Origin of the sequence: Pseudomonas sp. 43mfcvi1.1, from assembly GCF_900115935.1 — a bacterium.
GTDB lineage: Bacteria > Pseudomonadota > Gammaproteobacteria > Pseudomonadales > Pseudomonadaceae > Aquipseudomonas > Aquipseudomonas bijieensis.
This window is the reverse complement of the sequence record NZ_UETT01000021.1, coordinates 55,629-79,148: the sequence shown is the minus strand read 5'-3', so window position 1 is coordinate 79,148 and position 23,520 is coordinate 55,629. Positions and strand designations below refer to the sequence as shown.

Sequence of the window (23,520 nt, the reverse complement as noted above, 5' to 3'; positions counted from 1 at the left end):
GGTCTATTCCAGCAAGAGGTGACGGGCGAGCCCTTCGATATAGTTTTCGTCCTGGCCATTGGGATGAGCTTCGAAGGCCAGGTGCAGATATTCATGAGTCAGGTCGAGACGGTCTTGCAGCGACAGCACGCCGCGCACGTAGATGCGCTGGCGTTCGCGGTCGACGTAAGGCCGGCCGAAGGCGACGCGGCAGACGGCGAAAGCGCTGATTTCGTTGTAGCCCACTTCACTTTCCAGCCGCTCACGCCAGCCGCGCCGCTGTTTCAGCAGCCAGTCCTGGGCGGCCGGCAGTGCTTCGCAGGACGCCACCGGATTGTCCCAGCGACTGAGGCTGGCACGCGGGTAGGCGTGCAGCAGAATGGCGTCGTAGCGTTGGCCGGCATTGGCTTGCTCCACGGCTTGAGCCCAGGACAGTTTGTCCGGGCCGGGCTGATCGGAGTGGTAGGTGACATCGGTGCCGGCCAGCACCAGGTCGCTGGTCCAGGCGGCAATGGCGCGGGTTTCAGGCGCCGCCGGGCGCGGGGCGACGCGCTGGCGATGGCTGCTGTCGTCGATGCTCAGGCAGTCGCCGTTGCGTTGGGCGTTTTGCAGCAGGTAGGTGCGGATCGCCACGGCCAAGGCCTTGGCCGCTTCGGCGGGTTCGGCCTTGGCTTCGCGCTGCAGAACCCGGGCGACGTACTCTTCCCGGTCCAACCGCGCCACCAACTTGCCGGGCATCAGGAACAGCTCGCCGTCGCTGTGGATATCCAGCTGGTTGCCGTTGCTGAACTCGACGCGATAATCGCCGCGCAGTTGGCCCGGTGTAGCCGGGCGGTCGCCGGCCATCACCCGTTGCCAGGGATAACGGGCAAACAGCCCCACCTCCACGCAACGCCCGGTTTCCGCCGGCCAGCGCGAGGGCAATGCCGCCGCCAACCCGTCGCCGTACACCTTCAATACCTGCTGGCTGGTACCGCGTCCGCCAGCCCACACCGGGGTGCCATCGGCCAGCCAACCGGCGAAACCGCCCTGTCGAGAGGAAGGCCCCTGGTCACCCAGCCAGCTCCAGGTCTTGACCCGTAGGCGACTACCCAACTCACCCACCAGCCGCCCGTCCGCCGCGCTGAGCACCACGTCCAGCAGCACCCGGCGCGCCTGGTCCTGGGCCGGCAAGGTAGCCAAGGCCTTGAGCAGTTCCGCGACCGGCACCTGCGTCTGCGGTTGCAACGCAGGCAAATCCAACAGCCACGCTGGCGCCTGACGGGCCTGCCAGTAATCGCGCCAGTTCGAGGCCGAAAGCCCGAGCCGCTGCGGCTCGAAATACAAGCCGCAGGATTTCACCAGCGCCTGGTCGCGAGCGATGCTCTGCCCGGCGTTGCAGCAATAGACCTCTTCCTTCGATTCACCGCGACACTCGTAAACCGGCTCGCGGGCGTCGGTGTCCACCAGCCAGGCGTAGACGAACAGTTTCCACAGGCTGCCCAGCGGCGCCTGCAAGGAATCGGGCAACGGCTGGCGGTCCAGCACCTGGGTCTGGCTCACTCGCAGCAACTGACCATCGAAGGCCAGGCGCAACGGCTCGTCCTGCGCCGTTGCCAGCGCAGGGATCAAGCACAACAGCCAGCCAAACCACCGCCTGCGCATGTCAGTTGACCGTCACCTGACCGAGCGCCGGTTTCTGTTCCCGCGCCTGATGCTGCGGCGCGTAGACCTGGGTGAAACGTACGGGAGGCAAGGTGAACTGGCCCTTCTGGGAGAAGCGCACCAAGTGCCGCAGGCGCAGCTCGCCGCTGAGGGCGTCCACCGGCACTGCGTAGGCCATCTGGCCTGGCTCGAAGCGGGCTTTTTCCAGGGAAGTCGGTTCGCTGTCGGCTTTGCCCTGCAGTTGGATGCCCCAGGTGGTGCGTTCCACATCGGCGCCCGGCGGCAGCGGCACTTCGAGCATGCCGTAGCGCAGCGGCGTCGACGCCTTGCTGTTGATGATCACCTCATCCAGGTAGAGGCTGTCACTGGACAACGGCTTGTTACCCACGGCCTCGAGCTTGAAGGTGAAGGCCTCGTCGCCCGGCACCAGACGCGACAGGCGACGAGTGATGGACACGGCCATCGGCGCCAGCGGCGGTTGCTGGCTCTGGAAGCTCAGGGCCGCTTGCAATGGACGCTCCTGGGCACCGCTGAGAGTCAGCTGGGTCGGAAGCTGCGCGCCCTGCCACTGCCAGTAGGTTTCACCGGTCGCACCCTGCTTGGCGACCCAGCCTTCACCCGGCGCCAGCGCCACAGCCGGCGCGGCCTGTTCGATGCTGCGCTGCAACCAGGTCAGGGCCAAGGCCCGTTCCAGGGTGGACTGCTGCGGCAACACGCGTTCCAGCAATGCAGTGGCGCGGGCTTGATCGAAGCTCTGCAACGATAACACCAGGGCCTCGACGAACGGCTGCGAGCTCAGTTCGACTTGCTGTTGCGCGGCCTCCGCTTGACGACTGAAAGCCGCCGGCAGCGGCACCTTCGCCTGTTTCGCCAGGGACGCGGTCAGCACGCGAGCGCTGGCCAAGCCCAGGGCAGAGTCCGGCGCATTCATGACCAGGCTGTCTTCGCCGCTGTCCAAAACGCTCTCGGTGCTGTCTTCACTGGCCTTCGCCAAATCATCCATCAGGCCGCTGAGCAAGGTGTTCACCGGCAGTTGCATCTGCTTGGCGAACGACAGGATCAGCGCCCGTTGCAGCAGCGGCGTATCACCGGCCTGCTTGGCGTAGACCTCCAGCACCCGCTGCCAGTGTTCCGGTGGCAGGCTCAGGTCCAGGGCCTTGCTGGCGTGCCAGTCGGCGTAATAGGCATAGGCGGTGAGGAATGCATCCGGCTCACCGTCCTGGCCCCACCAGGTGAAGCTCGCCGACGGGCCGGCCATCTGCACCAGGCGCAAGCGGCTGTTTTGCATGATCAACCGCAGGCGGTCGCGGATTTGCGGGTTCGACGCCAGGGTCGGGTAGGCGATGCTCAACGGCAGCAGGCGACTGGCGGTCTGCTCGACGCCGCCGTAGGGGTAACTCAGCAGGTCATCCAGGGCCGAACGGAACAACGCTTGCGGGCTGTCATCCAGGCGCAGGCGAATATCGCTGGCGTCGGCCGGCAGGGTCAGCGGGGTGTCGCCGCTGGCCACGTCGAAGCGCTGGTTCTGGGTGACTTGCCAGCCATTACCGCTGGCGTTCAAGCGCATCGCCAGGGCGTCCTGGGTTTCGCCATTCAATTGCAACTGCACGTTCAAGTCGCCACTGCTCAGCTCCAGGGCCGGCAGCGCCACGTAGTTGATGCCGTTTTTCAGGTCCGCGACCACGCGCTGTTCAGCGCCGGCGTAACGGATCAGCAGCTCGGCCTTCAGTGGTTTTTCCGACTGGCTGAACACGAACAGGCCCAGTTGCGGCTTGTCGCCCGTGCGGAAGCGCGTCGGGCCGCTCCATTTCAGGTACAGCGGTTTTTCCGAAGCGATGAACTGCTTCTTCTGGCCCACTTGGCCATCGTCGGCGATGGCCTTGGCAGTGATGCGCCAGCGGGTCAGGGAGTCCGGCATCTTGAAGGTGAAGCGCGCCTTGCCGTTGGTATCGGTGACCAGTTCCGGTTGCCATGCAGCGGTGTCGACGTCTTCACGCCGCGGCCGCTCCAGCACCTTGACCCCACGCTCGCTGCGGTTGGCCTTGCCCGGCGCGCCGGGGCTGCCCGGCAGTGCTACGTCGTAGCTGATGAACGACAGACTGGCACTGGTGCGCACGTTGTTGCGGCGCGGGTGATAGAAGAACTGGTCGATGGTCGGCGCCACTTCCGGTTGCAGGGCGTAGACCATTTCGTCCACCACGCTGACCGTCAGGTGCGCCGGGATCGCCTTGCCGGCGAACTGGGTGCTCAGGTCCACGGTCACCGTGTCGCCAGGGCGATAGGTGGCTTTGTCCGTAACGACAACAACATCGATCTGCGGCGTCACCACCTTGATGCCGGCATTCTGGAAGCTGTACTGGCCGCCCTTGGTGTACAGCACCGAGAAGGTCAGGTTGGGCGCGAAGTTATCCTTCACGGCAATGCGCGCGCGGTACTGGGTGTCGCTGAGTTTTTCCATCTTCAGCCAGTCGCCGCCCTTGGACAGCAGCGCCGTGGCTTCGACCTTGTCCCGTTCCAGCGACAGCAGCGCATCGCTGACCGGTTCCGGGAAGGTGATCAGCGCCAGCGCTTCGTCACCTGTCTTGTATTCGGTTTTATCGAGGACGATCTCGACGGTGCCCGGTACGGCCTTGATGCCTTCGCCGGTCACCGCATGGGCGGCGGCGCCAATGACCCGGCCGTGGTCATCCTTGAGCGTCAGGTTGTAGGTGCCGGGGCGGTCGAAGGTCAGGCTGAAACCCTTGTCCTTGGCCGCCAGTTTGCCCTCGCCGGTGCTCTGATCTTCCAGGCGCACCCAGGCGTAACTGCCCGGCGTCACGGCCTTGGCTTGTTCGTTGCCGCCTTCGTTGGCGTAGCTGAACGAGACCTTCTGGCCGACGGCGCTGAATCGCTGGGGCGCGCTCAGGCGGAAATTCGCCGCGCCACGGTCGATGAGGATTTCCTTGGTGGTCTTGACCCGATACGCCGCGCCATCGCTGGCGAACACCGTGAGGGTGTAGCGACTCGGCTTGTCGGCGGCCGGCAGGTCGAGGGTCGCGTTGCCCTTGTCGTCGGTGGTCACTTCGCTGCTGGTCAGCTCCACCGGGAATTGCCCCAGGTATTGCAGCTCGTTATCCACCATCGACAGTTGCTGGGCGCGCAGGCTCAGGCTCACCGTGGCGTTGACCACCGGCTTGCCATCCGGGTACAGCAACACCAGGTTGCCCTTGACCGGCTCGCCGGTGCGGTAATCCTGCTTGGCCAGGTTGAGCGCGATTTCGAAGTGCGGCTTGATGTACTCGGCCACACGGAAGGCGCTGCTGTAGAGCTGGTCCTTGTAGCTGAAGCGCAACTCATAGCCGCCGGCCACGGCGTTTTCCGGCAGTTGGAAACGGCCTTGGGTACCGGCCTTGGAATCGAGTTTCAGGGCCAGGGTTTGCAGGGCGGTGCCGGTGGCATCCAACACGCTGACATTGACGTCGGCGGCGCTCGGTTGCACCGAATCACGGGCATTCTTGAACTCGCGACCGACGATTTTCAACGAGACCCAATCCCCCGGCCGGTACAGCGGTCGGTCGGTGAAGGCGTAGAGCTTGGTGTCGTAGATTTCGCTGTCGTAGTAGAAGTTTTCCGAGACGAATACCCCGCCCTCCTCGTCCTCGCCGATGACGAACGAACGCTCCGGGCTGACGTGCTTGAGGCGCAGTAAACCGTCTTCGTCGGTGGCACCGCTGCTCATCACGCCCAGGCCATCGGTCCACAGCACGTTGACCTTGGGCACCGAACGCCCTTCGTGCTTGCGTGCGGCCCAGACCAGCAGCTCGTCACCGGCAATCTTGCTGACCGCCACAGTGTTGGAGACGAAGACCATGGTGGTCGCGCGGTATTTGCCGATCAGCGCCTCCACCAGGTACAGGCCCGGTTTCAACTGACCCAGCGGCACATAAACGTTGCCCGGCGCGACGCTGACGAACTCACTGGACGAGCCGGCCAGGTTGACGCCCGCAGGCGGCTGGATCGGCTTGGCTTGCCACAGCGGATAACGGAACTGGCTGACCACCGGCAGGCCCGGGATCAAGGCGAATTGTGCCGGCGCGTCGTACGGCGTCGGTGCCACCAGGGCATCGCCGATCTTCAGCTCCGGCACTTCTTCGGTCACTTGCTGGCGGGACTCGTAGGAGAACGCCCGCTGCATCACCCGACGGGACTTGCGATACCAGTTGTCCCACAGGTACGCCAGGGTGTTCGACAGGCCTTCGCCCTTGAACTGCCCATCGCTGACTACGCGATGCAGGTTCTTCTGGCGCTTGAGGAAATCCAACGGCTTGTCGATGCGATAGACACGGATATCGGCGCCGCCGTAGGGCTCCATGCGGAACCGGCGATAGTCGCGGCCCGGCGCTTCGAGGCGGACCATGGCCTGCTCGTCGCTGGCAAAGCTGCTGTCGGCCAGCAGGAAGAAGCTTTCACCGGACACCGGCGTGTAGCCGCTGGGCTCCACGGTGTCTTCGGCATTAACCACGGGTGCCAGCAACAAGGCAAACAGCAGGGGCAGTTTTGAACACAAGCGCAGCATGCGGGCACCGGTCATTGGGAGAGAAAGTTGAGTCGATAGACGCCGATGAAGTTGGGGTTGGCTGCGTCGGGTATCCATCGGGTGTCCTTCCAGTTCATGAGTTGTTGCAGGCTTGCGGAGCGCATGCCGTTGTCGGTAGGGGTTGTAGTGCCGGTGTGATAGGCGATGTAGCGGCCCATCCAGATCATCAGGTGCTGGTCGTCGCCCTGATCGAAGAACATCAGGTCGCCGGGACGGGCCTGGGCCACATCGCGGCCCACCAGGTGACTGTTGAACTGGATCAGCTTGATGGCGTTGACGTAGGGCCCGACCTTGCCGCCGCCCTGCTGCCATTGCTGGGCGAGGCGCCGTTGCGCATCGCTGAGGGGCAGTTCCGGTGGCAGGTAGCGATTGGACAGGCCATTGCTACGCAGCCATTTTTCATCATGGACCTTGAGCGCTTCGTTGGCGGCAAAGCGCACCAGCCCGGCGCAGTCCTGCTGATACCAGCGCGGGCTCGGACCTCTGGTCAGCTGTTCCTGGGCGATGCGCACGAACCAGGCGCGAAAGACCTGGGACTGCTGCACATCCAGCGCCGGCGTCTCGCCAGCACGCGCGGGCCCACCGAGCAGCAAGGCCAGCAGCAGCGTCAACGCAGGGGTGCGGATCAGTCCTGTCACAGCGCTTTCCATTCCAGCGGCAGCCACTGCCAGTGACCGTCCGGCTCGCTGCCCTCAGGCAAGGTCAGGGCGTATTTGCCGTAGCCGCCGAGGGTGCGCAGTTTCGGGATCAGGTAGGTTTGCGCGGCGTTGTAGAACACCGGCTCCATGTCCTGGGGCAAGCTGTCGAGGGTTTCGCGCTGCATCAGTTGCGCAATGGAATCCGGGCCGAAGTAGACTGGCATCAGCAGGTCCTTGGGTACCACGTCGGCCATGGGTGGAAAGCGTTTGTCGAGAGTGCCGAGGGCCTTGTCCACCAACTTGTCGTCGAGGGAGAACAGCAAGGTCGAACCGTGGCGCGCCAGGCTCACCCGCAGGAAAGCCTTGCCGGTGATCGCGTCGGGTTGTTCGGCTTCCTTGGCCAGGTAAGGGCCGAAGTTGGAACTGACCTGGCGCAGCCATTGGTGCGTCGGGCCTTGCTGCTTCTCGACCACCGGGAAGGAATGTTCGGCGACGTTGTTTTCATAGGCGCCCACCATCGAACCGAACAGGTTGCCCAGGTCGGCGTCGAGCTTGCCATCGTCTTCGTTCAGGCTCGCCACCAACAGCGGCGTGTACAGGCGCGAATCGGCGTACCAGCACAGGCCAGCCGCGCCGGCCACATGGTCGACCATGGCCTGGGCGGCTTTTTCGTCGGCACCGAGTTTGACCAGCAACGGTTTCTGCTGCTCGGCAGCCAGGGGCAAGGCTACGCAGGCACTGGCGCCCATGGGCATGGCTTGCCAGATCGGCTTGAAGTCGAAGTCCGGTTGGTTTTCCAGTTCGTCCATGGCCAGGAAGCTGTGCCAGCCCTTGTCATCCATGTCGAAGCGCAAGCCGGCGAAGTTCGGGATGAAACGCTGGTAGCCCATGGCGAGCACGCTGGCGTTGACCGAGATGCGCTGCTTGACCTCTGGTGCCTTGGGCGGCAGGCCGAAGGCTTCGGGGAACAGTTTGTCGCCATTGAGCAAGGCGGCCAGGGCGGTGGTCGAAACGCTGCCCCGTTCAACCGCGGCGCCACTGGCCGGGTCATACAGCTTGGTCGGGTTGGACAGCACCACCAGTTTGTCGCCATGGGAGGCGAAAAGCAGGGATTTGCTGGCGTTGTAGCTGAGCTGGTAGAGCGCGACGTCATCGCCACCGACTTTCAGGTCGCTGAGCTTGCTCAACTGCGTATCGTCCAAGGCGACCTTGGCCAACGGTTCCAGCACCTTGGCCAGCCCGCCGCGATCCATCACCAACAGGAAATCCTTGAGGCGACCATCGGCACCGCGCCACAGCGCCACATCGGCCGGTTGGTCGAACAACTCTTCGATCAGGCTGTCCTGCAACTTGAGGTCATGCTCATAGATGATCCGGCGCAGGCTGCCGATCAGCCCGAGACGGTCCGCATGGGCCTCGTAATAGAAGACGAAGTCCTCGGTGAGCGTGGCCTTGAGGAACGGCACCGCCAACAGGTCCTTGGGCAACTGGCTCAGGGAATGGGCCTCGAGCAAGCCGTCGGGGCGGCTCAGTCCGAGTTTTTCCAACGCCAGCTCCATGGGCGGCGCCTTGGGCTTGGTCATGAACCAGCCCATCCCGGCGACGACACCCGCCACCAGGCACAGCCCGATCAGCAGCGCCGGCCAGCGGCGTCCAGGTTTGGCGACAGGTGTCGGCGTGGTCGGGGAAGCAGTGTTGTCGCTCATATTCACAAGGGCCTGTTCATCCGTGGAGCGGATACTTAGTAGTTGAAAGTCTTGACCAGCAACAGATCGCCAATGGCACGCAGGGGCACGACAAAGGTTTCGCGTTTTTCATTGACGGTGTTTTCGTTGAGCACCAGGTTGATTTGCGAGGTGATCACCTCGTTCTGGTTGCTGGTCTCATCGAAGTTGTAGCCGCCGCTGCCGTAGTTGCCCCAATAGTTCACGTAGACCAGGTAGGTGCCGTGCATCGGCGCGGTCATGGTGAACATTTCCGGGCCGGGGCCGTCGACGCCATCGGGGTCGAGGCCGCCGCCGTTGCTCAGCGCCGGCTGGCCGAAGAACGCATGTTGGCCGTCGGGTGTGACGATATGCAGGTCGAGTTCGGCCTTGGGATCGTCCCAGCCGAGCACCACGCGGATCTGCGCCGGGGTGCGCAGGTTGTTGGCTTCATAGAATTGCACGCGCTTGAGGGACTGGCCTTCGGAGCTGCGCACCTCGACGCTGTTGGAGCCGGCGCCGAACGCATACGGCCGGGCGAAACGCCCCTCGTCGTCGGTATAGAGATTCAGTGGGTTGCCGTTGACCGCCAGGCTGTGGGGCTGGCGAGCCGTGCCCATGGCCTTGAGCCGGCCCTCGATCATCGTGCGATTACGCTGCACGCCCCGATCGATGGGCGGCGTGGGATAGGCGACCTGGGGGTTTTCAGTGCGATCGAGCAAGCCGCTGTAGCGCCAGCCGCCCACCGGCTCCGACATCTCGGCAGAAGGCTGCGCCCACGCCAGCGGCGCGCCGAGCAACACGATCAATAAAGAAAGAAAACGCACGTATGCCTCCTGCCATGCACGACGCAACCCGGCGCCAATCCTCAGCGCGCTTGTCATTATTCAGGTTTCGTCTGAAGGCCCCGTCGCAAGGGGGCCGTAGATGGCGCGAAGGTTAGCGATTCGGCGGATTATTAACAATCGGGGAACGCGCGATTCTGTGTGGGAAATCACGTACTGAGGGTTGCGAGAGCCGAATAGAAGATCTATTCGGCTCACAAAATGAGCCGAATAGCGTTATTATTCGGCTCACTCATCTTTGGACAGGCGCATGGCATTCCATTGGATCTGGCAACAGCCCGACTGGCCCGGTTTTCACTGGCAAGCTGAAGCATTGGCACCGCTGCTGCGCGAATGCGTGCAGGCCCAGGGTCAATTGCTCGGCATGACCGGCGCGGTCACGACTTCGATCAGCGTCCAGAACGAACTGGATGCCTTGCTGCAAAACATCGTGACCTCCTCGGCTATCGAAGGAGAGCAATTGAATGTCGGCTCGGTGCGCTCTTCCCTGGCCCGGCGCCTGGGCCTCGAACAAGTCGATGACACGCCGGTCAGCCAACGCAGCGAAGGCTTGGCGAACCTGTTGCTGGACGCGACCCGGCACTTCAACCAGCCCCTGACCATCGAGCGCTTGCTGGAATGGCACGAGTGGTTGTTTCCTGATCAAGCGAGCGACCTTGCCCATAGGCAGATCCGCGTAGGTGCGTTGCGCGGTGCCGAACCGATGCAAGTGGTCTCAGGCCGACTGGACCGACCTACCGTTCACTTCGAGGCGCCGCCTCGTCAGGGCCTTGAACAGCAATTGCAAACGTTCGTCGACTGGTTCGAGGCCAGTCGTCATCAGGCCGAGCTCGATCCGTTGTTGCGTGCCGGTATTGCTCACTTCTGGTTTGTCACCCTGCATCCGTTCGACGATGGCAATGGTCGCCTCACCCGTACCCTGACCGACCTCGCACTGGCCCAGGGCGAAGCCCAAGCGATCCGTTTCTATGCCATGTCGGTGAGTATCCTGGAAGACCGCGCCGGCTATTACCGAATCCTCGAAAGCAGTCAGAAAGCCACACTGGATATCACGGCCTGGTTGACATGGTTCCTGCAGACCCTGTTACGCAGCCTGCACAAAGCGATGACGCAGATCGAAAGCGTGTTGGGTAAGACGCGGTTCTGGCAAGCCCATCGCGCTTCGGCACTCACGCCTGAACAGACCAAAGTGCTGAATCGGTTGCTCGATGGCGGTGAAAAAGGCTTTGAGCACGGGATCAGCGCTGCTCAATACCAGGCCGTGGCCAAGGTCTCCAAGGCGACGGCCACCCGACATCTGACGGAACTGCTGGAGAAAGGCTGCCTGGAGCGAATGCCTGGCGGAGGGCGCAGCACGCGGTACCGCATAAATTATCCAGACGCATAAGATCATTTGTGGCGAGGGGATTTATCCCCGCTGGGTTGCGAAGCAGCCCTAAAAGCTAACACCTCGGTGTGTCAGATGGATTGAGTACTCAGCTTTGGGGTCGCTTCGCAACCCAACGGGGATAAATCCCCTCGCCACAGACTCTCGACTCCTCGCTGATAGGGGGATAGCCTGGCGCCCTGATTTGCCCCAAAACCCCATGTCTGCTAGTGTCGCGCCGGTTTAACAGTCAACCGGAATAGCCGCCATGGCCCGCAAAAAAGCTGCACTGGATTTCGAACAATCCCTGGCCGACCTGCAAACGCTGGTCGAGCGCCTGGAGAACGGCGAATTGTCGCTGGAAGACTCGCTGACCGCCTTCGAGCAAGGCATCGGCTTGACTCGCGACTGCCAGGCGGCGCTGGCCCAGGCCGAGCAGAAGGTGCAATTGCTGCTCGAGCGTGATGGCGAGCTGACCGAAGAGCCTTTCGACGCGGACCAGCCTGAATGATCGGCGCCTATCAAGCCAGCAGCCAGGCCCGGGTCAATGCTGCACTGGATAGTTTGTTCAGCGCTCCAAGCCCGGAACTGGCGCGCCTGTACGAAGCCATGCGCTACAGCGTGATGAACGGCGGCAAGCGCGTGCGTCCATTGTTGGCCTATGCCGCGTGCGAAGCCCTGGGCGGCCAGGCCGAGCAGGCCAATGGCGCGGCCTGCGCGGTGGAGCTGATCCACGCTTATTCGCTGGTTCACGACGATTTGCCGGCCATGGACGACGATGACCTGCGTCGCGGCCAGCCAACCACCCACAAAAAATTCGACGAAGCCTGCGCGATCCTGGCTGGCGACGGCTTGCAGAGCCTGGCCTTCAGCGCCCTGCTGGACCCGGCCCTGAGCGATTGCCCGGCGCAGATTCGCCTGGACATGGTCAGCGCCCTGGCGCTGGCGGCCGGCCCCGCCGGAATGGTCGGCGGCCAGGCCATCGACCTCGGCTCGGTGGGCTTGAAGCTGGACCAGAGCGCGCTGGAATACATGCACCGGCACAAGACCGGCGCCTTGATCGAGGCCAGCGTCAAACTCGGCGCCCTCGCCAGCGGTCGAGCCGCACCCGCACAGCTACAAGCCTTGCAGACCTACGCCCGGGCCATTGGCCTGGCGTTCCAGGTGCAGGACGACATCCTCGACGTCGAAAGCGATACCCAGACCCTGGGCAAACGCCAAGGCGCCGATATCGCCCGCGACAAGCCGACCTACCCGGCCCTGCTCGGCCTCGACGCCGCCAAGGCCTATGCCCTGGAGTTGCGTGACCAGGCCCTGGCCGCGCTGCGACCCTTTGACGCGGCGGCCGAACCATTGCGTGACTTGGCGCGATATATCGTCGAACGCCGCAGTTGATACGGGGTCAACCCCTTTAGACTGCGTATCGGCCAAGTTCCGGCCAACGCGTGGGCAGCTTGCGATGCATAAGGTAAACTGCCGCCTCTTTCTATACCTATAACGATTCGCCTGATGCCCACGACGTTCCAAGAGATTCCCCGCAAGCGCCCGACCACGCCCCTGCTGGACCGCGCCAACACGCCGGACGGCCTGCGTCGCCTGGGTGAAGCCGAGCTGGAAACCCTGGCCGATGAGTTGCGCCTGGAATTGCTCTACACGGTCGGCCAGACCGGTGGGCACTTCGGCGCGGGCCTGGGCGTCATCGAGCTGACGATCGCATTGCATTACGTGTTCGATACCCCGGACGACCGGCTGGTATGGGACGTCGGGCACCAGGCCTACCCGCACAAGATCCTCACCGGGCGTCGCCAGCGCATGGGCACCCTGCGCCAGAAGGACGGCATCGCCGCCTTCCCGCGTCGCTCCGAGAGCGAATACGACACCTTTGGCGTCGGCCACTCCAGCACGTCCATCAGCGCCGCCCTGGGCATGGCGATTGCCGCCCGCCTGCAAAACAGCGAGCGCAAGGCCATTGCCGTGATCGGCGACGGCGCTCTGACGGCGGGCATGGCCTTCGAAGCGCTGAACCACGCGCCGGAAGTCAACGCCAACATGCTGGTGATCCTCAACGACAACGACATGTCGATCTCGCGCAATGTCGGCGGGCTGTCCAACTACCTGGCGAAGATCCTCTCCAGCCGCACTTACGCCAGCATGCGCGAAGGCAGCAAGAAAGTACTGTCACGCCTGCCCGGTGCCTGGGAAATCGCCCGCCGTACCGAAGAATACGCCAAGGGCATGCTGGTTCCCGGCACGCTGTTCGAAGAGCTGGGCTGGAACTACATCGGCCCCATCGACGGCCACGACCTGCCCACGTTGATCGCCACCCTGCGCAACATGCGCGACCTCAAGGGCCCGCAATTCCTGCACGTGGTCACCAAGAAAGGCAAAGGCTTCGCCCCGGCGGAAGTCGACCCGATCGGTTACCACGCCATCACCAAGCTCGAACCCCTGGACGCCCCGGCGGCCGCGCCGAAAAAGGCCGGCGGACCGAAGTATTCCGGCGTGTTCGGCCAATGGCTGTGCGACATGGCCGCCGCTGACCCGCGCCTGGTGGGCATTACCCCGGCGATGAAGGAAGGCTCGGACCTGGTGGCCTTCAGCGAACGCTATCCGCAGCGCTATTTCGATGTGGCGATTGCCGAGCAGCACGCCGTGACCCTCGCCGCCGGCATGGCGTGCGAAGGCGCCAAACCGGTGGTGGCGATCTATTCGACGTTCCTGCAACGCGCCTATGACCAGTTGATCCATGACGTCGCGGTGCAGAACCTCGACGTGCTGTTCGCCATCGACCGCGCCGGCCTGGTGGGCGAAGACGGCCCGACCCATGCTGGCAGTTTCGACCTGTCGTTCCTGCGCTGCATCCCCGGCATGCTGGTGATGACCCCGAGCGATGAAAACGAGCTGCGCAAGATGCTCACCACCGGGCACCTGTTCAATGGCCCGGCGGCAGTGCGCTACCCTCGTGGCACCGGCCCGAACGCAACGATCGAAGCCGACCTGGAGCCGATCGAGATCGGCAAGGGCGTGATCCGCCGCCAAGGCAAGCAAACTGCGCTGCTGGTGTTCGGCGTACAACTGGCCGAAGCCTTGAAAGTCGCACAATCCCTGGACGCCACCGTGGTGGACATGCGTTTCGTCAAACCTCTGGACGAAGCCTTGGTGCGCGAGATCGCTGCCAGTCATGAGCTGCTGGTGACCATTGAGGAAAACGCCATCATGGGCGGCGCCGGTGCGGCGGTCAGCGAATTCCTGGCCCGGGAGAACATCCTCAAGTCGGTGCTGCACCTGGGCTTGCCGGACAGCTATGTCGAACATGCCAAGCCGGCACAGATGCTGGCTGAGTGCGGGCTGGATGAGGCCGGGATCGAAACGTCGGTGCGCCAGCGGTTGCAACTGCTGGGCCTGTAATTTTCAGACCACACATATCCTCCTGTGGGAGCGAGCCTGCTCGCGATAGCGGTAGACCTGTCGGCATCCGTATTGCCTGACACACTGCTATCGTGAGCAGGCTCGCTCCCACATTGGTTTTGTGCGGACCAAGTAGTCACGGAACACCCATGAAACTGCGCCTAGCCCTCACTCTTTCCCTGCTCCCCACCCCTGATCTGCTGGCCGACACCTTCGAACGCGACCAAGCCCTGAAGCTGCCCGACATCGTGATCAGCGCCAACCGCCAGGTCGAGGCCCGCAACGACAGCAGCGCCGCCAACACGGTGTTCACCCGCGACGACATCGAGCGCCTGCAACCAGCCAGCGTCACTGACCTGCTCAGCCGCGTGCCGGGAGTGCAGGTGGCGCCGTTGGGTGGGCGCGGTAGCCTGCCAGGGATCTACATTCGCGGCACCAAATCGGCCCAGAGCCTGGTGCTGGTGGACGGCCAGCGCATCGGCAACGCCACCTCCGGCGACAGCAACCTGCAACGCCTGAACGTCCACCAGATAGAACGGGTGGAAGTGCTGCGCGGCTCGCGCTCGGTGATCTACGGCGCCGATGCGGTGGGCGGGGTGATCCAGATTTTCACCCGTCGCGGCAACGAACAAGGCCTGCAACCACGCCTGCACCTGGGCTTCGGCAGCCAACAGACCTGGGAGCGTAGCCTGAGCCTGTCCGGTGGCGATGAGCAGACGCGCTTCAATCTCGGGGCCAGCCTCGACGACAGCGCCGGCGATAATCGAACCCACGAGTCCTACGCCAGCGACCGCGACGAGGACGCCAACCGCAACCAGTCCTTCAGCCTCAGCCTGAGCCATGCCGCCAGCGATGACCTGGAAGTTGGCTTGAACCTGTTGGATAACCGCGGCAAAAGCGAATACGACAACCCGTTCGGCCGCTTCGACCCGACCACCTTCGAATCCCTGCCCCAGCAACCCCATAGCGAGTTTGCGGTGAGCAGCTTCAGCACCTATGTGGACGGACGGCTCAACGACACCTGGAAATCGCGCCTGGAACTGGGCCACAGCGAAAACCGCGAGAAAACCTTCGACAAGCTCAGCGACGTCCGCGAGGTATTCAACACCTACCGCGATTCCGTGACCTGGCAGAACGACGTGAAGCTGGACGAGCGCAACAGCCTGATCGTCGGCGGCGACTGGTATCAGGACCGGGTCAACAGCAGCACGCCGTTCGACGAAGACAGCCGTTGGAACCGTGCAGCGTTCATCCAGCACCGCTTCCAGGCCGAAACCTTCTCCACCGAACTGGGCCTGCGTCGCGACCAGAACCAGCAGTTTGGCGGCCAGAACAGTTGGAGCGGCACGCTCACCCTACCGATCAACCCGGACAACGACGTGTTGCTGACCTACAGCGAAAGCTTCCGCGCGCCGACCTTCAACGACCTGTACTACCCGGACTACAGCAACCCGGACCTGAAACCCGAGACGGCCAAAAGCTACGAGTTGCAATGGCGCAGCCAACTGAGCGACAGCGCCCGCCTGGAGACCTCGCTGTACCGCACGGACCTGGAAGACGCGATCATCTTTGGCAGCAACTCACGCCCGCAGAACGTCGCCTCGGCGCGGATCAACGGGTTTGAGATGGCCTACCTGCAGGACTTGTTCGGCTGGCAGAGCAACCTGGGCCTGGCCATCATCGACCCGCGCGACCGCGACAGCGGCCACACCCTCGCCCGCCGCGCCCGGCGGACCTTGAGCCTGGACCTGGATCGGCAATTCGACCGCCTGGGCCTGGGTGCCACCTGGCAAGCGGTGAGCGGCAGCTACGACGACGAGAACAACCGCAATGCCCTGGGCGGTTATGCCTTGCTCGGGTTGCGCGGCAGTTGGGCGTTGACCCGGGAAGTGAAGCTGGAGATGAAGGTGGATAACCTGCTGGACAAGGGTTACAGCCGGGCGCTGTATAGCCATGATGGTCAGCAGTATGGGTATCGGGAAGATGGGCGGGCCTGGTTGTTTGGGGTGACTTGGACACCGGATATCTGATCCGAGACTTGTGAAGTTTGCGCTGGCCTCATCGCGAGCAGGCTCGCTCCCACAGGGGATTTTTGGTGAATTCGGATTTTGTATCCGCCGTCGATCAACGGTGGGAGCGAGCCTGCTCGCGATTGCAGACACCGCGGTCTACCTGTCCGGCGCAATCAACTCACACAACCGTGCCGTCGCCTCGATCATCTGCCCACTGGGTCGCTCCAGCCCCTTGTCACGCACTAACAGCAACCGTCCCTGCGTCACCGCCGGCAACTGCGGCCAGGCTTTCCAGGCATCAAGCTGCGCCTGCTCCGTGGCGAGGAGAACCTGTGGATTGCGCTGCAGCACCGACTCCACGCTCACCTGCGGCGCCGGCACGCTCAGGTCGGCGAAGACGTTCCGCGCCCCACACACCGCCAGCGCATCGCTGATGATCTGCCCGCCACCAACGGTGTACAGCGGCCGGTCCCAGACCTGATAGAACACCGGCAATGGCGTGGCGCGCCGGTAACGCTGGCGCAGTTCCTCAAGACGCACGCGCAACTGCGCCGCTCGCTGCACACCTCGCTCCGGGCGGCCGAGCTGCATGGCGATGGCTTCGATTTGCGTGATGAGTTGGTCGAGACTGTGGGGGTCAGCGATATAGAGGGGAATGCCCAGGCCCTTGAGCTGCTGGCGCTGGGCCGGGCCAACGCTGCCGGGCCAGAGCAGGAGCAGATCGGGCTTGAGGCTGAGCAGGTGCTCCATGTCCAGTTGCCCGTAACGGCCGACCGAGGGCAGGTCTTGCAGCATCGGCGGACGGTCACCGCCATCCAGTACGCCCACGAGCAGGTCAGCGGACTCCAGTTCAACGACGATTTCCGAGAGTGACGGTGCCAGGCTGACGACACGCGGGGCCGCCACCGTCGAGGCACTGACGGCCAGCAGCAGGACCGCCAGCCAGCGGCTCATCAGCCGAGCTGACGCGGGATGCGATACAGGTAGAACAGTACCGTGGAGGACAAGGCCAGCAACATCAGCGGCACCGCCTCCAGGCCCACGAACACGGCAAGGGCGCCGATCCAGGCTGGCAGCCCCGCGACAAGAAAGGCTGCACGACGGCGAGCCGCCAGAGCAATCCAGGCCTGGGGTTCTTCCGGTGTATCGAGGGCTTTCTGGGTTGCAACCAAGGCGTGTTTATAAGGCCCGAAGAATCGCAGGCTGACGAACATCGACGCCACGCCAGCAATGAACAGCGGCATCGCCAACACCGGCAGGATCGCTTCGCCCTGGCCAAACACCAGGTTGATCACGAACAGCGGTACCAGGGCCAGTGCCAGGTATTTCCACCAACTGACGGCCAGTCGCCGCCGAACCTGGCCACGCGTCACGCCCGGTCAACCTCGCCCTGGTGCTCGTTGCCCATCATGTGGTCGAGCTTGCTGGCCTTGGTCGCCAGATAGAGTTTGTTATGCGGATTATGGCCGGTGTGCAGCGGCACACGCTCGGCGACCACGATGCCCATGTCGGTCAGCGCCTTGACCTTGCGCGGGTTGTTAGTCATCAGCCGCAAGGACTTCACACCCAGGTGTTGGAGCATCGGCAGGCAGATGCTGTAGTCACGCAGGTCGGCGGCAAAGCCCAGGCGCTCGTTGGCTTCGACGGTATCGGCGCCGCCATCTTGCAGTTCATAGGCGCGGATCTTGTTCAACAAGCCAATCCCACGCCCTTCCTGGCGCAGGTACAGCAACACACCACGGCCTTCACGGGCGATGGCTTGCAGCGCGGCTTCGAGTTGCGAACCGCAATCGCAGCGCTGGCTGAACAGGGCGTCGCCCGTCAGGCATTCGGAGTGCAGGCGACCCAGTACCGGGCTGCCGTCGGCGAAATCACCCAGGCTCAGCACAACGTGCTCGCGGCCGGTGGCTTCATCGAGAAAACCATGCATGGTGAATTGCGCAAAAGGCGTCGGCAGCTTGGAAGCGGCAACAAAAACGACAGGCACCGGTGTGCTCCTGATCTAGTACTGGAGTTTCGCAGAGGCGGGCATTGTAACAGCACGTCCCGACCGACGCTTAGGCTGAATTGTCGGCCATAACCATCGAAAAGTTTGATTACGGCTTCGGTGGCTTGCCATTCTCGTCGAAAGGATAGGGTTGCTTCCAACGTTCGAAAATCGGTTTGAGCTGGCCAGTTTTCACCAGTACCTCCATGCGCCGGTCGAACAGATCAAGCAGCGCCTTTCCGTTTGCGGTGTTGGCAAAGCCCAGGTACAGCGGCAAATTGATCAACGGTGAGAGTTTGAACTGCTTGGGATCGTCGGCCTTGGCGAGCACTTCTTCGATTTCCATCGATGCATCGATGTAGAAATCCGCTCGTTCATGAATCAGCATGGGCAAGATCCCCACCGCCCGGTGGATTTCGTTGAAACGGCGGATGTTGGGCAGGTAGTTGTTGTATTCGTAGCCGCGCATCCATACCAGTCGATAGTTACCAATCGTCGCCAGGGTCGGCGTTGGCTTGGACGCCAGCCCCAGGGCATAGATGTGATCGACGTCGTAGTGCCACTTGGGATAAAGCACGCCTTCGGACTCATCCCGATAGGCGCCGACCTGCACGTCGACCTCACCACGCTGCACCAACCCGATCGAGCGGGTGTAGGGCACGCTGCGGATCTCCAGCTTGACGCCTTCTGGCTCGAACACCGCGCGCAAGATGTCCCAGCCCATGCCCTGGCCGTCGGCCTGGGTGTAATCGGCCCACTCCTCGCTGGCTGCGCGGACCTTGTCGGGAAGCGACGCCGACTCGGCAACCCCCACCCCCACACAGGCTCCCAGACACAGCAACAGCAACAGTGCGCGACTTACGCCCATGCCCAGCTCCTTCAGGTGAAACACCACACCAATCCTTGCATTGCCAGCCAGGCGAAAACCCCGGCCAACACATCATCGAGCATGATACCGACACCGCCGTGCACATGCCGGTCGATCCAGCGAATGGGCCACGGCTTGAGAATATCGAAGAAACGGAACACCAGAAAACCCGTCAGCAACCAGTACCAGCCTTCTGGTACCAGCCACAAGGTGATCCACATGCCGACCATTTCGTCCCAGACGATGCCTTCATGGTCGTGCACCCGCAAATCGTCCGCCACTTTGCCACACAGCCAGAAGCCAAACAGCATGGTGATGCCCAGCATCAGCCAATAGCCCCAATCCGGCAACATCTGCCACAACGGTATGAAGGGTAGCGCAACCAGCGAGCCCCAGGTGCCAGGGGCTTTAGGCAAAGTACCCGAACCGAAGCCAAATGCCAGGAAATGCCAGGGATTGCGCCAGACCGAAGGCGGAACGAACTCCGCCGGGACCTGGTTGGGATGATCTGTCACGGTGTCTCCCGAAAATGTTGATAGCCGCGGATTTGCGGGGTGATGTCCTGCCCGGTGTTGTCGACCAGCGTGACGCCTTGCCCGGCCAGTACGCGACCGATCACGTGGATCGGCAAGCCCTCGGCCTGTAATGCCGCCAATCGGCCCGGTGCCACGGTGAACAGCAGCACGTAGTCATCACCGCCGCTCAGGGCCGCGTGGGCGGCATCCGTCCGGCCCAGAAAGGCTACTAGAGCGTTGGACAGCGGCAGTCGATCGCGTTCAACCTGTAAGGCCACCCCGGACGCCAGGGCGATATGCCCGCAATCGGCCAGCAGGCCGTCGGAAATATCCATCGCCGCGCTGGCCTTGCCACGTAGCGCCAGGCCCAGGTCGATCTGCGGACATGGTGACCAGTAATGGGCCAGCAGTGGCTCGGCGACGACAGGTTCGGCGCTACGCTGGCCGAGTACCAGCGGCAATGCACCGGCGGCATTGCCCAGCTCACCGCCGACACACAGCCAATCGCCAGGCTGCGCGCCGCTACGGGTCAAGGCCTGGCCGGACGGCACGCGACCAAACACGGTCATGGTCAGGCTCAGTGGTCCACGCGTGGTATCTCCGCCCACCAGCGCCACGCCACAGGCCCGGGCCATCTGGTTCAAACCGCGGGCATAGGCTTGCAGCCAATCGGCGGTCACCGTCGGCAAGGTCAGGGCAAGGGTAAATGCAACAGGGGTGGCGCCCATGGCAGCCAGGTCACTGACCGCCACGGCCAGCGAGCGCTGGCCGAGCAGGAACGGGTCGCACGGGTCTGGGAAATGCACGCCGGCCACGAGTGTGTCGGTGGACACCGCCAGCTGTTCCCCGGGAGGAACGGCCAGCAAGGCGCAGTCGTCGCCGATCCCCAGCGCAACGCCCTCGCCGCCTTGCGCGCAGGGCGCGGCGGCGAAGTAATTACGGATCAGCTCAAATTCGCCCATAGCGTCGCTGCAAGCGCCAATCAGCGCTTGAACGCCTTCACTTCAGCTTCACGCAGACGCGGGGCGAGTTTGTCGAGCACACCGTTGACGAACTTGTGGCCATCGGTGGAACCGAAGACTTTCGCCAACTCGATCCCTTCGTTGATCACCACGCGGTACGGGACGTCGACGCGCTTGAGCAGTTCCCAGGTGGACAGGCGCAGGACCGCCAGTTCGACCGGGTCCAGCTCTTCGATGGTCAGGTCCAGGCATGGCGTGAGCGCGGTGTCGATTTCGGTCTTGAACTGCGGGACCCCGTGCAGGATCTCGCGGAAGTAAGCACCGTCGACATCACTGAAATCGTTATCGACCCGAAACTGCGCTTCGATCTCGTTCAGCGATTGCTTGGCCATGTGCCATTGATACAGCGCCTGGGTCGCGAGCTGACGGGCTTCGCGACGCTTGGCGCTTTTCGACGGCTTGCCGGCATCGGCTGGCTTGGGATCGCGCGGGTTGAAACGATCGCTTTCGTCGCTAATCACTTGGCCTCCAACTGCGCCAGCAGGCTGACCATTTCCAGGGCGGACAAGGCAGCTTCGGCACCTTTGTTACCGGCCTTGGTGCCGGAACGTTCGATGGCTTGCTCGATGGAATCAACGGTCAGAACGCCGAAGGCGACTGGCACGCCGAACTCCATGGACACCTGGGCCAGGCCCTTGGTGCATTCGCCGGCCACGTATTCGAAGTGCGGAGTACCGCCACGAATGACCGCGCCCAGGGCGATGATTGCCGCATATTCGCCCTTTTGAGCGACTTTCTGCGCAACCAGCGGAATCTCGAAGGCGCCAGGGGCACGGATGATGGTGATGTCGCTTTCGCTCACGCCATGGCGAACCAGGGCATCGACCGCACCGCCAACCAGGCTCTCGACCACGAAACTGTTGAAGCGGCCCACTACCAGAGCGTAGCGGCCTTTAGGGGCGATGAAGGTACCTTCGATGGTCTTCAGGGTCATTCGTCAGATCTCTTAAAGAGCCAGAGCGCGTTCTATACGCGCTCCTCAGTGATATTAGCCACGAATACTGCACCGTGAATCCCGTCATGTCGTTCACTTGCACATCTTTTGTGGCGAGGGGATTTATCCCCGTGGGGCTGCGAAGCAGCCCTTTTTTGGGACTGCTGCGCAGTCCAGCGGGGATAAATCCCCTCGCCACGATGATCTGACAAGCCTGAACAATAATGCCGGAATCCGCGGGCTATTATTCGGAGGGCACGTATTCTACAACTTCCAGATCGAAACCGGATATCGCATTAAATTTCATCGGTGCGCTCATCAGGCGCATTTTACGCACGCCCAGGTCACGAAGGATCTGCGAACCGGCACCGACGATGCTGTAGGTGGTCGGTTTTTTCACCGCTGCCTGGTCGCCGGTTTCACGGATGTGCGCCAGCAGCACGTCGCCATCGAGCGGGTGTCCGAGCAGCAATACCACGCCACTGCCGGCCTCGGCCACCGCGGCCATGGCGGCCCGCAGGCTCCAGCGGCCGGGTTGCTTGACCATCAGCAGGTCGCGCAGTGGGTCCATGTTGTGCACGCGCACCAGGGTCGGTTCTTCGGCACACACGGTGCCCAGGGTCAGCGCCATGTGTACGTCGCCTTCCACCGAGTCGCGGTAGGTCACCAGGTTGAACTGGCCCAGTTCGCTGTCCAGGGGCTGTTCGGCAATCCGCTGAACGGTACGTTCGTGGATCATCCGGTAGTGGATCAGGTCGGCGATGGTACCGATCTTGATGTTGTGTTCGGCGGCAAAGGTTTCCAGCTCCGCGCGACGGGACATGGTGCCGTCGTCGTTCATCACTTCGCAGATCACACCGCTGGGCTCGAAACCGGCCATGCGCGCCAGGTCGCACGCGGCTTCGGTGTGGCCGGCGCGGGCCAGGGTGCCGCCAGCCTGGGCCATCAGCGGGAAGATGTGGCCGGGGCTGACGATGTCTTCGGCCTTGGCGTCCCGGGCGGCAGCGGCCTGCACGGTGCGCGCGCGGTCAGCGGCGGAGATCCCGGTGGTCACGCCTTCGGCGGCCTCGATGGACACGGTGAACTTGGTGCCGAAGCCCGAGCCGTTGCGCGGCGCCATCAGCGGCAACTTCAGCAGCTCGCAGCGCTCGCGGGTCATCGGCATGCAGATCAACCCGCGGGCATGCTTGGCCATGAAGTTGATGTGTTCGGCCTTGCAGCACTCGGCGGCCATGATCAGGTCGCCTTCGTTCTCGCGGTCTTCGTCATCCATGAGGATGACCATCTTGCCTTGGCGGATGTCTTCAACCAGTTCTTCGATGCTATTGAGCGCCACGCGGCACCCCCTTGGGTCAGGATTTGAGGTAGCCGTTGGCGGCCAGAAAGCTTTCAGTGATATTACCGGCTGCAGGCTCTGCGGCCTTTTCGCCCAACAGCAGGCGCTCCAGGTACCGGGCCAGCAAGTCGACTTCCAGGTTGACCCGGCGCCCCGGCCGGTACGAAGCCATGATGGTTTCGCTCAGGGTATGGGGAATGATCGTCAGCAGGAACTCGGCGCCATCCACCGCATTGACCGTCAGGCTGGTGCCGTCGACGGTGATCGAGCCTTTGTGGGCGATGTACTTGGCCAGTTCCTTGGGCGCGCGGATGCGAAACTCCACGGCGCGGGCGTTATCGGTGCGCGAAACCACTTCGCCGACGCCATCGACGTGGCCGCTGACCAAGTGGCCGCCCAAGCGGGTGGTCGGCGTCAGGGCTTTTTCCAGGTTGACCGGGCTACCACTCTTGAGGTCGTTCATGGCGGTGCAGTCGAGGGTTTCGCGGCTGACATCCGCCAGGAAACCGTTGCCCGGCAACTCGACGGCGGTCAGGCACACGCCGTTGACCGCAATGCTGTCGCCCAACTTGACGTCGCTCAGGTCGAGCTTGCCGGTTTCGACGTAGACCCGCACATCGCCGCCCTTGGGGGTCAGTGCGCGGATGCTGCCGATGGATTCGATGATGCCGGTAAACATGGAGTCCT

The 23,520-nt window shown here is 63.2% G+C and carries 20 protein-coding genes; 5 read left to right on the top strand and 15 right to left on the bottom strand.

Annotation, left to right across the window (positions count from 1 at the left end; genetic code table 11):
- Positions 1–3 precede the first annotated feature (3 nt).
- The 5 genes from DTP52_RS29320 to DTP52_RS29300 are packed head-to-tail and all read right to left on the bottom strand — an operon-like array spanning position 4 to position 9,367.
- Positions 4–1,623 carry a DUF2300 domain-containing protein gene (locus DTP52_RS29320; protein WP_109756452.1) on the bottom strand — a complete coding sequence of 540 codons (1,620 nt, stop codon included), beginning with the start codon at positions 1,621–1,623 and terminating at the stop codon, positions 4–6.
- Position 1,624: 1 nt separating this feature from the next.
- Positions 1,625–6,193 carry an alpha-2-macroglobulin gene (locus DTP52_RS29315; protein WP_109756451.1) on the bottom strand — a complete coding sequence of 1,523 codons (4,569 nt, stop codon included), beginning with the start codon at positions 6,191–6,193 and terminating at the stop codon, positions 1,625–1,627.
- Entirely contained in the window at positions 6,190–6,849 is a 660-nt protein-coding gene (locus DTP52_RS29310) for a DUF1175 domain-containing protein (protein ID WP_109756450.1), read from the bottom strand. The genes DTP52_RS29315 and DTP52_RS29310 overlap by 4 nt, the downstream gene beginning before the upstream one ends.
- The gene (locus tag DTP52_RS29305) at positions 6,834–8,543 is read right to left on the bottom strand and encodes a DUF2138 domain-containing protein (RefSeq protein ID WP_109756449.1); all 1,710 of its coding nucleotides are present in this window, start codon (positions 8,541–8,543) and stop codon (positions 6,834–6,836) included. The genes DTP52_RS29310 and DTP52_RS29305 overlap by 16 nt, the downstream gene beginning before the upstream one ends.
- 35 nt (positions 8,544–8,578) lie before the next feature.
- Entirely contained in the window at positions 8,579–9,367 is a 789-nt protein-coding gene (locus tag DTP52_RS29300) for a YfaP family protein (protein WP_109756448.1), read from the bottom strand.
- 268 nt (positions 9,368–9,635) lie between these two features.
- Here DTP52_RS29300 and DTP52_RS29295 point away from each other — a divergent pair, with 268 nt between their 5' ends.
- The 5 genes from DTP52_RS29295 to DTP52_RS29275 all read left to right on the top strand — a co-directional run bounded on the left by DTP52_RS29295 (position 9,636) and on the right by DTP52_RS29275 (position 16,189).
- Complete coding sequence (locus DTP52_RS29295; protein ID WP_109756447.1) at positions 9,636–10,772, top strand: Fic family protein; 1,137 nt, start codon at positions 9,636–9,638, stop codon at positions 10,770–10,772.
- Between the two features lie 247 nt (positions 10,773–11,019).
- On the top strand, positions 11,020–11,262 hold the full coding sequence (locus DTP52_RS29290; protein WP_047229733.1) for an exodeoxyribonuclease VII small subunit: 243 nt from the start codon (positions 11,020–11,022) through the stop codon (positions 11,260–11,262).
- Positions 11,259–12,146: a (2E,6E)-farnesyl diphosphate synthase gene (gene ispA, locus DTP52_RS29285; protein ID WP_109756446.1), complete on the top strand. Its 888-nt coding sequence runs from the start codon at positions 11,259–11,261 to the stop codon at positions 12,144–12,146. The genes DTP52_RS29290 and ispA overlap by 4 nt, the downstream gene beginning before the upstream one ends.
- 114 nt (positions 12,147–12,260) lie before the next feature.
- Positions 12,261–14,159: a 1-deoxy-D-xylulose-5-phosphate synthase gene (gene dxs / locus DTP52_RS29280; RefSeq protein ID WP_109756445.1), complete on the top strand. Its 1,899-nt coding sequence runs from the start codon at positions 12,261–12,263 to the stop codon at positions 14,157–14,159.
- Positions 14,160–14,308: 149 nt separating this feature from the next.
- A complete protein-coding gene (locus tag DTP52_RS29275; RefSeq protein ID WP_109756444.1) occupies positions 14,309–16,189 on the top strand; it encodes a TonB-dependent receptor domain-containing protein in 1,881 nt (626 codons plus the stop codon).
- Positions 16,190–16,327: 138 nt separating this feature from the next.
- On the opposite strand, the gene DTP52_RS29270 is transcribed toward DTP52_RS29275, so the two are convergent.
- From DTP52_RS29270 to DTP52_RS29220, 10 genes are all read right to left on the bottom strand, one after another.
- Positions 16,328–17,125: a cobalamin-binding protein gene (locus DTP52_RS29270; RefSeq protein WP_109756443.1), complete on the bottom strand. Its 798-nt coding sequence runs from the start codon at positions 17,123–17,125 to the stop codon at positions 16,328–16,330.
- On the bottom strand, positions 17,125–17,544 hold the full coding sequence (locus tag DTP52_RS29265) for an MFS transporter (RefSeq protein WP_109756442.1): 420 nt from the start codon (positions 17,542–17,544) through the stop codon (positions 17,125–17,127). Before DTP52_RS29265 ends, DTP52_RS29270 begins: the two co-directional genes overlap by 1 nt.
- Positions 17,541–18,158 (bottom strand): GTP cyclohydrolase II, encoded by a 618-nt coding sequence (ribA, locus tag DTP52_RS29260; protein WP_109756441.1) that lies wholly within the window; start codon positions 18,156–18,158, stop codon positions 17,541–17,543. Before ribA ends, DTP52_RS29265 begins: the two co-directional genes overlap by 4 nt.
- A gap of 109 nt (positions 18,159–18,267) precedes the next feature.
- Complete coding sequence (locus tag DTP52_RS29255) at positions 18,268–19,026, bottom strand: ABC transporter substrate-binding protein (protein WP_109756440.1); 759 nt, start codon at positions 19,024–19,026, stop codon at positions 18,268–18,270.
- Positions 19,027–19,037: 11 nt separating this feature from the next.
- Positions 19,038–19,541 (bottom strand): phosphatidylglycerophosphatase A, encoded by a 504-nt coding sequence (locus DTP52_RS29250; RefSeq protein WP_053125805.1) that lies wholly within the window; start codon positions 19,539–19,541, stop codon positions 19,038–19,040.
- Complete coding sequence (gene thiL, locus DTP52_RS29245; RefSeq protein WP_109756439.1) at positions 19,538–20,503, bottom strand: thiamine-phosphate kinase; 966 nt, start codon at positions 20,501–20,503, stop codon at positions 19,538–19,540. The genes DTP52_RS29250 and thiL overlap by 4 nt, the downstream gene beginning before the upstream one ends.
- A 20-nt stretch (positions 20,504–20,523) precedes the next feature.
- Positions 20,524–21,024, bottom strand: coding sequence for a transcription antitermination factor NusB (gene nusB, locus DTP52_RS29240; RefSeq protein ID WP_057713127.1), 501 nt, complete (start codon positions 21,022–21,024; stop codon positions 20,524–20,526).
- Positions 21,021–21,497, bottom strand: a complete 477-nt coding sequence (gene ribE, locus DTP52_RS29235; protein WP_003206025.1) for a 6,7-dimethyl-8-ribityllumazine synthase — start codon at positions 21,495–21,497, stop codon at positions 21,021–21,023. The genes nusB and ribE overlap by 4 nt, the downstream gene beginning before the upstream one ends.
- A 244-nt stretch (positions 21,498–21,741) precedes the next feature.
- A complete protein-coding gene (gene ribBA / locus DTP52_RS29225; protein WP_003206026.1) occupies positions 21,742–22,833 on the bottom strand; it encodes a bifunctional 3,4-dihydroxy-2-butanone-4-phosphate synthase/GTP cyclohydrolase II in 1,092 nt (363 codons plus the stop codon).
- Positions 22,834–22,849: 16 nt separating this feature from the next.
- Positions 22,850–23,512, bottom strand: a complete 663-nt coding sequence (locus DTP52_RS29220; RefSeq protein WP_109756437.1) for a riboflavin synthase — start codon at positions 23,510–23,512, stop codon at positions 22,850–22,852.
- Positions 23,513–23,520: the final 8 nt, after the last annotated feature.

Excerpts from the sequence above, each read along its gene's own strand:
- DTP52_RS29295 (WP_109756447.1), top strand. The coding sequence starts at position 9,636 with ATGGCATTCCATTGGATCTGGCAACAGCCCGACTGGCCCGGTTTTCAC.
- ispA (WP_109756446.1), top strand. The coding sequence starts at position 11,259 with ATGATCGGCGCCTATCAAGCCAGCAGCCAGGCCCGGGTCAATGCTGCA.
- DTP52_RS29255 (WP_109756440.1), bottom strand. The coding sequence starts at position 19,026 with ATGGGCGTAAGTCGCGCACTGTTGCTGTTGCTGTGTCTGGGAGCCTGT.
- DTP52_RS29220 (WP_109756437.1), bottom strand. The coding sequence starts at position 23,512 with ATGTTTACCGGCATCATCGAATCCATCGGCAGCATCCGCGCACTGACC.
- DTP52_RS29305 (WP_109756449.1), bottom strand. The coding sequence starts at position 8,543 with ATGAGCGACAACACTGCTTCCCCGACCACGCCGACACCTGTCGCCAAA.
- ribE (WP_003206025.1), bottom strand. The coding sequence starts at position 21,497 with ATGACCCTGAAGACCATCGAAGGTACCTTCATCGCCCCTAAAGGCCGC.
- DTP52_RS29310 (WP_109756450.1), bottom strand. The coding sequence starts at position 6,849 with ATGGAAAGCGCTGTGACAGGACTGATCCGCACCCCTGCGTTGACGCTG.
- DTP52_RS29320 (WP_109756452.1), bottom strand. The coding sequence starts at position 1,623 with ATGCGCAGGCGGTGGTTTGGCTGGCTGTTGTGCTTGATCCCTGCGCTG.
- DTP52_RS29270 (WP_109756443.1), bottom strand. The coding sequence starts at position 17,125 with ATGAGCCGCTGGCTGGCGGTCCTGCTGCTGGCCGTCAGTGCCTCGACG.
- dxs (WP_109756445.1), top strand. The coding sequence starts at position 12,261 with ATGCCCACGACGTTCCAAGAGATTCCCCGCAAGCGCCCGACCACGCCC.
- DTP52_RS29290 (WP_047229733.1), top strand. The coding sequence starts at position 11,020 with ATGGCCCGCAAAAAAGCTGCACTGGATTTCGAACAATCCCTGGCCGAC.
- thiL (WP_109756439.1), bottom strand. The coding sequence starts at position 20,503 with ATGGGCGAATTTGAGCTGATCCGTAATTACTTCGCCGCCGCGCCCTGC.
- DTP52_RS29315 (WP_109756451.1), bottom strand. The coding sequence starts at position 6,193 with ATGACCGGTGCCCGCATGCTGCGCTTGTGTTCAAAACTGCCCCTGCTG.
- DTP52_RS29275 (WP_109756444.1), top strand. The coding sequence starts at position 14,309 with ATGAAACTGCGCCTAGCCCTCACTCTTTCCCTGCTCCCCACCCCTGAT.